This is a genomic window from Bacillus sp. A260 (assembly GCF_009861435.1).
Taxonomy (GTDB): Bacteria; Bacillota; Bacilli; order Bacillales; family Bacillaceae_G; genus Bacillus_A; species Bacillus_A cereus.
In genome coordinates this window covers 5,001,549-5,014,487 of sequence record NZ_CP046398.1, presented here as the reverse complement: position 1 = coordinate 5,014,487, position 12,939 = coordinate 5,001,549, and the positions used below count along the sequence as shown (strand labels likewise).

The window sequence follows — 12,939 nt, the reverse complement described above, 5'->3', positions numbered from 1 at the left end:
TTAACGGGCAGTAAAACTCCTACTTAAAAATTCGGGTGGAGCAAAGAAGTGAATTGGGCGAATAACTGCCCGTAGCTGCCCGATTGGTGAGGGCTGATTAAAGTTTCACTTTACAGCATTTTGTATATACAAATTCGAAAATAAGAATGAGAATCCTGCTTTTAAATAAAAAAAAGCAACATTCTTATGGAATGCTGCACAAGGAGGGTAGCTATCTTTCATAGGGACATTGTCTCGTTGAATGTTTTGTGTATGGAAACAAAACATGTTGAAAGACAATTATAAGAAAGTAGAAACAAAAGATTTACACACTTCTTTAAGGGATCTTACGAAAGATGAGAGATAAGAAATATGTAGAACCTCGTTTACATATTTTATTATAGAGATTTTTCATTAACACTATGTGAATATTTGGTAAAGGTTATGTAATTTTAAAGTTAATGAATATAAGTAGTTGTATGGAAGAAAATAAAAAAAGAGGCTGAGATTACTCAGCACTCTTCTTTTCTTCTTTAATAACTGTTTTTACTTCACCAGTTTTGATCTTATTACTTTCAGAGAAGCGAAGTAAGTCACCTTCAATGATTTTATCAGACATGTTCAATTCATTTTGGGCGCGATCAATTAGTGGTTGAGATTCTTCTTTCGGTAATTGTACAACTTCGCCAGTAGCACGGTCATAGAATGTACTGTTTGTGTACATGTATTTATCTGTAACGAAGCTACCGTCACGAAGAACAACGAATCCTTTATTATCAGGTGAGAATACATCATGACCGAATCGAACGTCATTTGTAGAATCTACACCAAGTAAGTTTAGAATAGTTGGTTTAATGTCAATTTCACCAGTTGGTTTCGAAATTGTTTTACCTTCTTTTTGACCTGGAACGTGAATAAACATCGGTGTTTTTTGTAAGTTCATATGGTCAAATGCAGTGATTTCTTCTTTTCCTAAGAACTGTGCCATTGCACGGTTATGGTTTTCAGAAATACCGTAGTGGTCACCGTAGAATACGATTACTGAGTTGTCGTAAATACCTTCTGCTTTTAGACGCTCAATAAAGTGTTTCATTGCTTCGTCTAAGTAACGAGCAGTTACCATGTAACGGTCAAATACTCCATCACCAGAATTGTATTCGTCGATTAATTTTGTACTGTCATCGTAAGTGAATGGGTAGTGATTCGTTAAAGTAAGGAAGCGAGTATAGAATGGTTGCTTCACTTGTTTTAACATATCAATAGATTGATCGAAGTACTCGATATCTTTTAATCCCCAATTTAATTTTGTTTCTGGCGTAATCTTGTAGTCAAGCTCGTTGTAGTAACGATCATAACCAAGTGCTGGATACATAATGTTACGGTTCCAGAATGTTGCGTTGTTTGCGTGGAATACCGACGTGTGATACCCTTGCTGACGTAAAATTTCTGGAGTTGCTGTATATTCATTGTTACCGTGTGTGAAGAATACAGCACCGCGGTCTAGTGGATATAACGAAGTATCTACTAGGAATTCAGCATCAGATGTTTTACCTTGACCAGTTTGATGGAAGAAGTTATCAAAGTAATAACTTTCTTTCGTAAATTGGTTTAAGAATGGTGTAACTTCTTGTCCGTTAACTGTTGCACCAATTAAGAATGTTTGTAATGACTCAAGAGAGACAACAATTACGTTTTTCCCTTTTGCAGTACCGAACATATTTGGATCTGGTTTACTTTGTGTTGTTTTTACGTAGTTTTCTGTTTCTTGTAATTTACTACCGTCAGCGAACGCTTTTTGTGAACTTGATTTTGCTTGTAAGCCAAGATCGTATACTTGGTGTACATATAATCCTAAGTTTTTAACAAGCATAACGCGGTCGAATGAACGTGTTAATAGTTCTGGGCGTTCAGCTTCTGCAAGTCCTAAGTTTGCGAAGAAAATAGCAACTGTTGATACGAAGTATAGAGAACGCATCGGGCGTGCTACACGCTCTGTAGGTGCAAAGTTCTTCATTTTCTTTAATAGAACGAAGAAAACGATAATGTCTGCAAATGCAAGGATAATTTTGTAGTTAAATAATTCTTTCACACTAGAACCTAAACTTCCGAAGTTAGATGTTTGTCCTAGCACCGGTAATGTAACGAAGTCATTGTAGAATCCGTAGAACATTACGTTACCAACAAGAACGATTGTTAAGACAAAATTAATTCCAAGTGCTATATAGTTACGTTTTTTCCCTTTTGCAAATAATGCAAGACCAACAAGCAGTAATGATGCTGCTAATGGGCTAAGGAATAAAATGAATTCTTGCATGAAAGATTCAAGTTTTAAGTCAAAGCTTGTGCGTGTAATAAGGTAAGTTTTCAGCCATAAGGCTAAAGCTACGAATACAGTGAAACGCACATTTTGAAATTGTGATTTCAAGGTTTCTTTCATTCATTTCCACCCTTTCTCTATCAGGCTTGGTCGATTTTGGAGCGAAAAATGCTAAAATAAAAAATACATAGTTTTCTTGGCCATAATTAAAGGTTCTATATTCACCCATATACGACTATAACTATGCATACCCTTTTGGTTTCTTTTGTTGCTCATAAGCATAACGTCATTTCTGTATTATACAACAAAATTCATTTCTGAGAAACACTATAACATTTTACATTTTTTGTATAAGATTTGTCACTACCAGAGAAAACTTTAACATTCGTTTATATGTCCGTCAACTAGAAAATATAACAAAGGTAGAGCAGAATGTTAAGTAGAAGTGAAAATTTTCTTTGTTGAGAAATAAGAAACGAAGATGGGTAAGGGTTATCTAGAAATCTATTATATGAAGGAAATCGTGTAAAAATTAACGAACACTTGTTCTTTTTTAGTTTGTTTGTTACAATAAAAGTTCATTGATAGGTTTTGTGTAATTTCCATGAACTTTTACTGATAACATATTGTAGCTTATTTCTTTTTAAAAATAGGGAGGCTTTTTACATGAAACAAAAATTTTCAGTTGAAGCGTTTTGGAAGAAAGTAAAACATGTTGCAAAGCAAGCTGGGCAGTCGGTCATTTATGCAAGTTTATTACTGTTTTACGTTTTGCAAAGACCCGATGTTCCAAAACGAGTGAAAATTATTGTAATTGGAGCACTTGCTTATTTTATTGCACCGATTGATGCGATTCCAGATTTCATTGCTGGAATTGGCTATACGGATGATTTAGGGGCGTTAACGGCCGCACTAATACAGGTGTCGTTATACGTCAATGAAGATGTGAAAGATAAGGCACGAGTGAAGTTGGCAGAATGGTTTGGTTCGGATATAGACACAACATTTATCGATCAGAAATTAGGTCAATAGGTGAAACCTGTCATAAGGTGACAGGACGAACGTAAGCGAGGAAGTGCATTATGCCATCAGGAAGAACACATACGAAAATAAACTTAATATCCCTTCCGGTTGTTTTGTTTTTTCTCTTTTCGTATGGATTAACAAATTTTGATTTTTTATTAACTTTTGCAATTGGTTTTTTAGTAGGTACTTCATTTTTAACACCAGATTTAGATACGTACAGTAATGCTTATAACAAATGGGGTTTCTTACGTATATTTTGGTATCCTTATAAAAAAGTAATGCCGCATCGATCTTTCTTTACGCATACGATTATACTTGGTGATGTGATTCGTATTGCGTACATGTTAATCGTCTTTTCTCCATTTTTATTTCTATTAAATGTAATCGCACTGGATGGTAATTTAATAGAAATTGCGAAGAAACATGAGGTTGAAATTGTAACGTTCTTAATGGGAATTGTTGTGGCAAGTACGCTTCACATTATAGCGGATAAAGTGAATACGCGCCGAAAGAAAATGATGAGAAAAAAGAAGAAACGCAGAAGATAAAGTGAACGAATTAGGAAAAGGACCCTTGCAATTTGCAAGGGTCCTTTTTTAAACAAACGTTTGTTTAAAATTAAGCTTTCAGTACTTTAATTCCTTTTACAATGTTCCAGATGAAGTAGTATAAGCTGATGATTCCGCAAATAGCTAAGACAATCATTGATCCAATTCCAAGTGTTACATCTGCTTGGTCAGATCCCATGCCCATAATTCCTAAAATGGCTACGCCGATAAATGTAGCAATACTTGGAATGATGTGTGTCCATAGAGCACGTTTTGCATGTGGCTTTGTTTCAGCGTCCCCCACAATCCAAACGATAATTGGGAATAAGATAGGGGCAAATAGTACACTAAAGTACGATAAAGCAGCTAATATTTTGTTTCCATTCATATATATCACCTCATAAATAATGTCCGTTGTTATACTATTATTATGCAATAAATTTTGCAAGCTTTCTATCGATGAACATTACAGGAACATGACGATTTTGTAAGATTTTTTCGTTAAATGATAAAATTTTCAAAAAAATCTTTTTTAATGGAAATTGTTATGGTACAGTATAAATGAAAGTTGTTGAAAACGTTTTCTTAAACGTTTTTTTATTTTAGACTTAAAGGTATGATGACCTGATAGTCTATTGATGAGGTTATTCTATTTAAAAGGGGATTCTTTAGGGGGAGAGAACAATGAACACATGGACACAAGTTTATGATCCATTCGGAAACATTTGGATTTCGGCAGCGGTAGCACTTATTCCGATTATCTTTTTTTTCTTAGCTTTAGCAGTTTTCCGCATGAAAGGGTATGTGGCAGGATTTATTACAGTTGTACTTACAGTTTTAGTAGCGTTATTCGCTTATAAAATGCCGTTCACGATGGCGATGGCAGCGACCGGATATGGTTTCTTATACGGATTATGGCCAATTGCTTGGATTATCATTATGTCGGTATTTTTATATAAAATTTCTGTGAAAACAGGTCAATTCGATGTGATTCGTGCATCGGTATTATCGATTACGAACGATCATCGTCTACTCGTTATTTTAATTGGATTTTCATTTGGAGCATTTTTAGAAGGAGCGGCAGGATTTGGGGCACCAGTAGCGATTACAGCAGCACTTCTTGCGGGGCTTGGGTTAAATCCTTTATACGCAGCAGGTCTTTGTTTGATTGCAAATACTGCACCAGTGGCGTTCGGAGCGATGGGAATTCCGATTACAGTTGCTGGACAAGTAACAGGTATTGATCCACATAAAATTGGACAAATGGCTGGGCATCAATTACCGTTCCTATCATTATTTGTGCCATTCTTTATCGTATTTTTAATGGATGGATTTAAGGGGATACGACAAACGTGGCCTGCCTTATTTGTAGCGGGTAGTTCATTTGCGATTACGCAGTTCATTACAGCGACATTTTTAGGACCAGAACTTCCGGATATTACATCGGCACTTGTAAGTTTAATTAGTTTAGCGCTGTTCTTAAAAGTTTGGCAGCCGAAAGAAATTTATCAATCTGGGCAAGCAAATAGTGAAGTAGCAGCAACAACGACAGCGGCATCGATGCCGAAATTAACGTTTGGAAAAGTAGTGAAGGCATGGTCCCCATTTATCGTATTAACGGTTATGGTAGTCATTTGGAGCCAAAGTTTCTTTAAGGCATTATTCACTCCAGGAGGGGCTTTAGAAAGTCTTGTATTTAAGTTTGAAATTCCAGGTCTGCATAATCTAGTAATGAAAGCAGAGCCAATTGTAAATAAACCAACGCCTTACGAGGCAATTCTGAAGTTTGATGTATTATCGGCAACCGGAACAGCGATTTTAATTGCTTGTATCATTTCCATGTTTATTTTGAAAATGAATGTAAAAGATGCAGTAGTGACATTTAAAGAAACGTTAAGCGAATTAAAAATGCCAATTCTATCTATCGGATTCGTACTAGGGTTTGCATTTATCGCAAACTATTCTGGTCTATCTTCCACGTTAGCGTTAGCATTAGCTGGAACTGGCGGACTATTCCCGTTCTTCTCACCATTCTTAGGCTGGATTGGCGTATTCCTAACAGGGTCTGATACGTCTGCGAATGCACTGTTCTCAAATTTACAAGCCATTACAGCGCAGCAAGTCGGCGTATCTGAAGTGCTTCTCGTTGCAGCAAATACAACAGGCGGTGTAACAGGTAAAATGATTTCCCCGCAGTCGATTGCGATCGCTTGTGCAGCGGTTGGTCTTGCTGGAAAAGAATCGGATTTGTTCCGTTTTACAGTGAAGCATAGCTTATTCTTCGTAATTATTGTTGGTATTATGACGTATGTGCAGGCGTATTATTTAACTTGGATGATTCCGTAAAGAGCAAAAGAAATAAGCTTTGAATTTTTCAGATTATGGTGTATGATGGGAAAGTATTGAAAATTAAATCAGTGATAAACTAGGGGTGCCTAACGTATGCGTAGGCTGAGAGAGAAGCGCGTGAACTTCTTAACCCTTTGGACCTGATCTGGCTCGTACCAGCGTAGGGAAGTTAACGGCTTTACATAATGATGTCTTTTATGAGCCAGGTCCTTATTTTTTTATGGACCTGGCTCTTTTTATTTTGGCATACGCTGGCCATATCTCGTCCTTGTCACGTACAGGGGGGCAACAAAAATTATGAAACAATCTGTTTCAGCTGAGCAAATTGAATTGAAATCGAGTTTACCAGGGAGTAAGAAAGTATATGTGGATGGGCCACGAGAAGGCATGAAAGTACCGATGCGTGAGATTGAACAAAGCGAAACGAATGGCGTTCCAAATCCGCCAATTCGTGTGTATGATACGAGCGGCCCTTATACGGATCCTGAGTATAAAGTGGAGTTAGAAAAGGGGATTCCAACGCCGCGCCACTCTTGGATTATGGGGCGTGGTGATGTAGAAGCATACGAAGGGCGTGAAGTGAAACCAGAGGATGACGGTGTGAAAGTGGCTTCGAAACATACACCTGTTTTCCCGCAAATGGATCGCCAGCCACTTAGAGCAAAGCAAGGTGCAAACGTTACGCAAATGCACTATGCACGTAATGGCATTATTACTTCTGAGATGGAATATGTTGCGATTCGTGAAGGGGTAGAGCCGGAGTTTGTTCGTAAGGAAATCGCAGAAGGCCGCGCTATTTTACCAGCGAATATTAATCATCCAGAAGCTGAACCGATGATCATCGGGCGTAACTTCCATGTGAAGGTAAACGCGAATATCGGAAACTCAGCTGTATCTTCTTCGATTGCAGAAGAAGTAGAGAAGATGACGTGGGCTACTCGCTGGGGTGCAGATACGATTATGGATTTATCTACAGGTAAAAATATTCATACGACGCGTGAGTGGATTATTCGTAACGCGCCTGTACCAGTTGGAACTGTACCGATCTATCAAGCGCTGGAAAAAGTAAACGGAATTGCAGAAGATTTAACGTGGGAAGTATATCGTGATACGTTAATTGAGCAGGCGGAGCAAGGCGTTGATTACTTTACGATTCACGCTGGTGTATTGCTTCGTTACATTCCAATCACGGCAAAGCGTACGACAGGTATCGTTTCGCGCGGTGGTTCGATTATGGCGCAGTGGTGTCTATTCCATCATAAAGAAAACTTCCTATATACTCACTTTGAAGAGATTTGTGAAATTATGAAGCAGTACGATGTTTCGTTCTCTCTTGGAGATGGATTACGTCCAGGGTCTATTGCAGATGCAAATGACGAAGCACAGTTTTCTGAGCTTGAAACACTTGGCGAATTAACCAAAATTGCTTGGAAACATGATGTGCAAGTTATGATTGAAGGACCTGGACACGTACCGATGCACTTAATTAAAGAGAATATGGAGAAAGAGCTTGATATTTGTCAGGGCGCGCCGTTTTACACACTTGGGCCGCTAACGACAGATATTGCACCAGGTTATGACCATATTACATCTGCAATTGGAGCTGCTATGATTGGCTGGTTTGGAACAGCGATGCTTTGTTATGTAACGCCGAAAGAACATTTAGGTTTGCCAAACAAAGATGATGTACGCACGGGTGTTATTACGTATAAAATTGCAGCGCATGCGGCTGATCTTGCGAAAGGACATAAAACGGCTCATCAGCGTGATGATGCACTTTCAAAAGCACGCTTCGAATTCCGTTGGCGCGATCAATTTAATTTATCTTTAGATCCTGAACGTGCGATGGAATATCATGATGAAACGTTGCCTGCAGAAGGGGCAAAGACAGCTCACTTCTGTTCAATGTGTGGACCGAAGTTTTGTAGTATGAGAATTTCGCATGATATTCGTGAGTATGCAAAAGAAAATGATTTAGAAACGACAGAAGCAATTGAAAAAGGAATGAAAGAGAAAGCAGAAGAATTTAAAGAAGCTGGTAGTCATTTATATCAATAATATGTTACACCTCTTTACTTGATTGATCACACTGTAGTACCTAACTTTATTATAGAAGAAGCCCCATTTGCTAAGACGGTAGCAAATGGGGCTTCTGTTGTTTATAAGGCAAAGAAGAGATGTACCCAGTAGAATAAGAGGAATAGTGTGACGACTGTTGTGAGCGGGATAACGATAAGGGATACACTTAAATAGTCTTTCCATTTTACTTTAATTTTGTTTTGTTTCAGAATATACATCCAAATGAGTGAAGCTAGTGTACCAATTGGTAGTAATAGTGAACCGATATCACTACCAATGATGTTTGCAAGATAGATTGTTTTTAATGTGACTGGATCTAGTCCCATTTCTGTTAATGTGATTGTACCAATCATAAGGGCAGGATGGTTATTGAAGACGTTAGAGAGGATGGATACAAGTCCGCCCATTGCAAAGCTAGCATAGAGTAGATGCTGATTCACAATTGGCTCGAGCCATTGTACAAGTGCAGCTGTTAATCCTGCGTTGTGGAGTCCGTAAATAATGACGTACATAGAGAAGGCGAAAATTAAAATGTGCCACGGTGTCTTTTTCAAAATGTCGACAGGATTTGTTCGTAAGTAGTACCATCTCCAAATGAGAAGAACGAGTGAACCAAGTACTGCAACGATTTCAATTGGGATGGATAAGAAGGATGCAACGAATAGAAGACAGCGCATCAGGAAGACGAAACCTAATACTTTTAACATGAATCTTGTCCGTTTTTGTTTCGTATCAACAGAATTATTTCCTTTTAGTGGATGGAAGTTTTTCGTGAAGAAAATTTCTTCAATATCATATGAAGAAACAGGTAATTTTTTCGGAAGTTTTTTCTTCAAAACTGTATACATGAGCCATGACATAAATAATAAGCCTAATGTTGCAGGTACAAACATCATAGCAGTATGCATATAAAGAGTCATATTAACGATATTTAATGCAATTAAGTTTACGATATTACTTACACCAATTGGTGCACTAGATGCGGTAGCGATTAAAGCTCCGCTTAATAAATAAGGAATTTGTTGATGTGGTTTTAATTGAAGGTTTTTTAGAAGAAGAATTAAAATGGGAGTTGTAATTAAAATACTACCGTCGTTATTAAATAAAAGAGTCATAAGAAAACATAATAATTGAATATACCAGTATAGACGGCGTCCAGAACCTTTCGCTAGATTTGCCAGTTTCGCTGCGGACCAATGGAAGAAGCCGAAGCTTTCTAATATAACTGCCATGACGATGGTCGCTAATATTGTTATGGAAGCACCGCCAATTTTACTTATAATATCCATGACGTCTGGTTTTGATACAAGTCCAGTAATTATGATGATACCAGCTCCGATTGCTGCTGGCCACGCCTCATTCAAACCTCGAGGCCGCCAAAAGATAACGATCATCGTTAAGAAGAATACAATAATAGTAATCCATATTTCAATGCTCATATTTTGCCTACCTTTCTATTTTCCCTTGAACAGATGTAGCTTGTCTCAAGTTTATATTGGTAGTATATTCAGCAAAAAATAAGAAGAACTAGACGTATAACGAGATGAACCGAATATGTGTTTTTCATGCTAAAGGACAAGTGTCACGAATAGTGAAATAACTATTATGAGAGGAGTCTATAAATTATTGGGGCAGTAAAATAGTAAATGAAATTTATATGGGCAATTATGGAGATATATTGGCGCAACTTAAAATATATCAGCGATTATTGAAATATATTGGCGATTTTTAAAATATATCGACTTATCAACAAAACATGACAAAAGGAGTCTATTCCAAAATGCCTTTTGGGACAGACTCCAAGACTATATTATTTTTCCTTCAAAAAAGTACGATCCTTCAAGAATAAATTCCAGAAGAAAATAAATCCTGGTAATAAAATTGCAATCCCAATTGCGTATAGAATGAGCAGTGCATAGAACGTTTCTGTCGTTGTAAAGCTTGTAAATACAGTTACGTCAGGATAAATAATATAAGGTAAATGCGCGACGCCGTAAGCGTAGCTGGCAAATGCATATTGAGCGACGACAGCTAAAACGGCAATGCGAGGGTATCCTAGTGTATTGTATTTTTTGTTTGTCCACCAAAGGGACGAGTATCCGATAACGAATAAAACAATAGAAACTGTAAACCACGGGAATTGCTTTATTAATCCTTGCATAAGCCAATGTGTTTCTGGGTCCATTACAACGAGGGCGATGATTGCTGTAACGAGCGTTGCAGGACCAAGAATGATAGCATTTCTTCTATAAATTCTATACGTATCTTCTGAACTTTGTTCTCTCGCAAAATCAGCAAGAAAGAGAGAGGAGAGAAATAGTTCAGACGTTAGTCCGAAGAGCATATAACAGTAGATAACCGGGCTAGAAAGAAGTTTTCCATACAGGAGTACTTCTTTTCCTTCAGACATTGTAATATAGGCTCCCTCTGTAACGGGTAAAACGGTAATTAATAGTGCTGGAATTAAGAGACCAGTAATACCTGAAATAACCCGAAGAAGGTACTGATATTTTGGTAAGGAGTAAGCAAATACCATAAACGTACTACGTACTGCAACGAGCACTAAAATTAACATAACTGGTACGAACATTACTGTCGCAAGAGTAAAGGCCGCTTTCGGAAAGAAGCCGAGAAATGCGACAACGACGAAAACAAGAAACGTATTTGTTACTTCCCAAGTGGGTGATAAGTACCGATTCGCAAGTTTGGCAGCGAGAGTTGGATGTTTGGCGTATACCATGCCCCAAAAACCAGCTCCAAAATCGATGGACCCTAATATACTGTATACGAAAATAAGGGCCCATAAGATGATGATTGCAATACTTTCCTCATGCATGAGAATCGCCTCCTTGGTGTTGTAAATCATTCTTTAATGGATGTCTTCTAAAGAATGTCCGTAGAACAATGACTGTTAAAATAGCGAGTCCAATATATAAAATGATGAACAAAACAAATAAAGGACCGACGAAATCGGCGCGTGTAGATGCATCGACGGTACGTTGCATACCATAAATTGTCCATGGTTGACGACCGCTACAACTGAAAATCCATCCGAATTCAATACCGAGCATCATAATTGGTCCGCATGCGGCAGCCCCCCAAAGTAGCCACTTCGGTAATTCTGTTCCCTTTTTTCGGTAAACGAAGTACCAATATAAGAGTGCAATTGCTGCAACTGCAAAGGTAAACGCAGCGGTGCCGACCATTAAGTTGAATAGTGTATGTGTATAAAATGGTGGCCATGTTTCTTGTGGGAATTCATTTAGACCTTTTACGACAGTGCTAGGGTCTAGTCCCACTAATAAGCTAAGCATGTTTGGGATTTCAAGTGCATAGTTTAGTTCAAGTGTATTAGGATCCACAACCCCGCCAATGGATAGCGGTGCGTGTGATGTCGTTTCAAATAAAGCTTCAGCAGATGCAAGTTTTTCAGGTGAGTGTTTATGTAGGGCGATTGCCGATTCGTGCCCTGAAAGCCACATCGTAGCGCCTGTAATAAATGTCACGACAAGCCCTAATAGTAGCCCCTTTTTATGATAAGCAATTTCACGTGTACTTAAATTTTTCTTCAATAATTTAAATCCAGCGATAGAAGCAATGACAGCCGCACCAGTTGCATAAGCCGTAATAACGACATGGAATGCACTTGTGCCAAAACTCGGATTAAAGAAAGCTTTCCAAGGATCAACGTTAAAAACAGATCCATCTGGATTCATTGAAAAGCCTGCTGGTGTATTCATCCATGTATTTGCTGATGTAATGAGCACGGCGGATGCCGTGGCACCAAGCATGACGAAAAATAGCGAGATTAATCTCATAAATGGAGGAAGTTTATCGGCTGCATATACGTAAATCGACATGAATAAAGCCTCCAAAAAGAAGGCAAAAATCTCAATTTGGAAGGGAACAGAAATAACTTGCCCAACAATTTTGGCGAAACCAGGCCAAAGAAGTGAGATTTGCACACCAACAATTGTTCCAGTTGGAATTGCTACACCGAGAAGAATAGCAAACGCCTTTGTCCATCTTTTCGCCATAATGGCATAGTCGGAGTCTTTCTTCCAGTGATAGAGTATTTCGCTTATAAAAATCATCAATGAAAGACCGACCCCAAGTGTTGCAAAGATAATGTGGAATGCTAATGAAGAACCAAAAAATGCTCTTGCTAATGTTACCGTATCCATATGTAAACTCCTCTTCTTTTTTGCCATTATTTTCTGATTGAATTGGAAGATTTATTCAAAAAAACTACCAAAAATATATATGTATTTAAAAAGTGAATATGATAATATAATGTTGTAATATTTTGAATAGAAAGAAATAAATAGTTGGTCATGTTTTGTTTGTTTTTTGCTCAGGAATCTTTTATAATCTTTTATGCGAACATAAGTTCTGTTTTTCGGAATCAAGAAGTTTATGTGAAATGGAGAGGGTGTTTTATGTATCCTGAAGTCATTAAAAAGATGGCATTTTCAAAAGAGCATAGAGATTTATTATTGAAGCTATATAATAAAGAAATTACACGTCGTGAATATGATCGACTTGTACAATCGCTATATAAACCTTCTAAAGAGGTTTGCGGGGGATAGAAATGCGGGAGACAATCTAATAGATTGTCTTTTTTAAATTTATGTATGTTCT

10 protein-coding genes and 1 riboswitch are annotated in these 12,939 nt (G+C 37.7%); of the genes, 5 read left to right on the top strand and 5 right to left on the bottom strand.

The window, feature by feature from the left end; translation table 11 throughout:
* Positions 1-487: 487 nt before the first annotated feature.
* Positions 488-2,416, bottom strand: a complete 1,929-nt coding sequence (locus GD442_RS25525) for an LTA synthase family protein (RefSeq protein WP_000665358.1) — start codon at positions 2,414-2,416, stop codon at positions 488-490.
* Positions 2,417-2,962: 546 nt separating this feature from the next.
* Between GD442_RS25525 and GD442_RS25520 the strand changes: the two genes are divergently transcribed.
* A complete protein-coding gene (locus tag GD442_RS25520) occupies positions 2,963-3,328 on the top strand; it encodes a YkvA family protein (protein WP_000810369.1) in 366 nt (121 codons plus the stop codon).
* 50 nt (positions 3,329-3,378) lie between these two features.
* Positions 3,379-3,870 (top strand): metal-binding protein, encoded by a 492-nt coding sequence (locus tag GD442_RS25515; protein WP_001139056.1) that lies wholly within the window; start codon positions 3,379-3,381, stop codon positions 3,868-3,870.
* Positions 3,871-3,940: 70 nt separating this feature from the next.
* Here GD442_RS25515 and GD442_RS25510 read toward each other — a convergent pair whose 3' ends face one another.
* The gene (locus tag GD442_RS25510; protein ID WP_001014096.1) at positions 3,941-4,258 is read right to left on the bottom strand and encodes a magnetosome magnetite crystal formation protein family; all 318 of its coding nucleotides are present in this window, start codon (positions 4,256-4,258) and stop codon (positions 3,941-3,943) included.
* Positions 4,259-4,554: 296 nt separating this feature from the next.
* Here GD442_RS25510 and lldP point away from each other — a divergent pair, with 296 nt between their 5' ends.
* Both lldP and thiC read left to right on the top strand, forming a co-directional pair.
* A complete protein-coding gene (gene lldP, locus GD442_RS25505) occupies positions 4,555-6,216 on the top strand; it encodes an L-lactate permease (protein ID WP_001099333.1) in 1,662 nt (553 codons plus the stop codon).
* Positions 6,217-6,287: 71 nt separating this feature from the next.
* A riboswitch (TPP riboswitch) is annotated at positions 6,288-6,403 on the top strand.
* A gap of 113 nt (positions 6,404-6,516) precedes the next feature.
* The gene (thiC, locus tag GD442_RS25500) at positions 6,517-8,277 is read left to right on the top strand and encodes a phosphomethylpyrimidine synthase ThiC (RefSeq protein WP_000814485.1); all 1,761 of its coding nucleotides are present in this window, start codon (positions 6,517-6,519) and stop codon (positions 8,275-8,277) included.
* Between the two features lie 101 nt (positions 8,278-8,378).
* On the opposite strand, the gene GD442_RS25495 is transcribed toward thiC, so the two are convergent.
* The 3 genes from GD442_RS25495 to cydA all read right to left on the bottom strand — a co-directional run bounded on the left by GD442_RS25495 (position 8,379) and on the right by cydA (position 12,482).
* Positions 8,379-9,737, bottom strand: a complete 1,359-nt coding sequence (locus GD442_RS25495) for an arsenic transporter (protein WP_000021123.1) — start codon at positions 9,735-9,737, stop codon at positions 8,379-8,381.
* Positions 9,738-10,108: 371 nt separating this feature from the next.
* Positions 10,109-11,134: a cytochrome d ubiquinol oxidase subunit II gene (locus GD442_RS25490; RefSeq protein WP_000544187.1), complete on the bottom strand. Its 1,026-nt coding sequence runs from the start codon at positions 11,132-11,134 to the stop codon at positions 10,109-10,111.
* Entirely contained in the window at positions 11,127-12,482 is a 1,356-nt protein-coding gene (gene cydA / locus GD442_RS25485) for a cytochrome ubiquinol oxidase subunit I (RefSeq protein WP_000381985.1), read from the bottom strand. The genes GD442_RS25490 and cydA overlap by 8 nt, the downstream gene beginning before the upstream one ends.
* Positions 12,483-12,737: 255 nt before the next feature.
* Between cydA and GD442_RS27915 the strand changes: the two genes are divergently transcribed.
* Entirely contained in the window at positions 12,738-12,887 is a 150-nt protein-coding gene (locus GD442_RS27915; RefSeq protein ID WP_000283180.1) for a hypothetical protein, read from the top strand.
* Positions 12,888-12,939: the final 52 nt, after the last annotated feature.

Excerpts from the sequence above, each read along its gene's own strand:
- GD442_RS25510 (WP_001014096.1), bottom strand. The coding sequence starts at position 4,258 with ATGAATGGAAACAAAATATTAGCTGCTTTATCGTACTTTAGTGTACTA.
- lldP (WP_001099333.1), top strand. The coding sequence starts at position 4,555 with ATGAACACATGGACACAAGTTTATGATCCATTCGGAAACATTTGGATT.
- GD442_RS25490 (WP_000544187.1), bottom strand. The coding sequence starts at position 11,134 with ATGCATGAGGAAAGTATTGCAATCATCATCTTATGGGCCCTTATTTTC.
- GD442_RS25515 (WP_001139056.1), top strand. The coding sequence starts at position 3,379 with ATGCCATCAGGAAGAACACATACGAAAATAAACTTAATATCCCTTCCG.
- GD442_RS27915 (WP_000283180.1), top strand. The coding sequence starts at position 12,738 with ATGTATCCTGAAGTCATTAAAAAGATGGCATTTTCAAAAGAGCATAGA.
- GD442_RS25525 (WP_000665358.1), bottom strand. The coding sequence starts at position 2,416 with ATGAAAGAAACCTTGAAATCACAATTTCAAAATGTGCGTTTCACTGTA.
- thiC (WP_000814485.1), top strand. The coding sequence starts at position 6,517 with ATGAAACAATCTGTTTCAGCTGAGCAAATTGAATTGAAATCGAGTTTA.
- GD442_RS25495 (WP_000021123.1), bottom strand. The coding sequence starts at position 9,737 with ATGAGCATTGAAATATGGATTACTATTATTGTATTCTTCTTAACGATG.
- GD442_RS25520 (WP_000810369.1), top strand. The coding sequence starts at position 2,963 with ATGAAACAAAAATTTTCAGTTGAAGCGTTTTGGAAGAAAGTAAAACAT.
- cydA (WP_000381985.1), bottom strand. The coding sequence starts at position 12,482 with ATGGATACGGTAACATTAGCAAGAGCATTTTTTGGTTCTTCATTAGCA.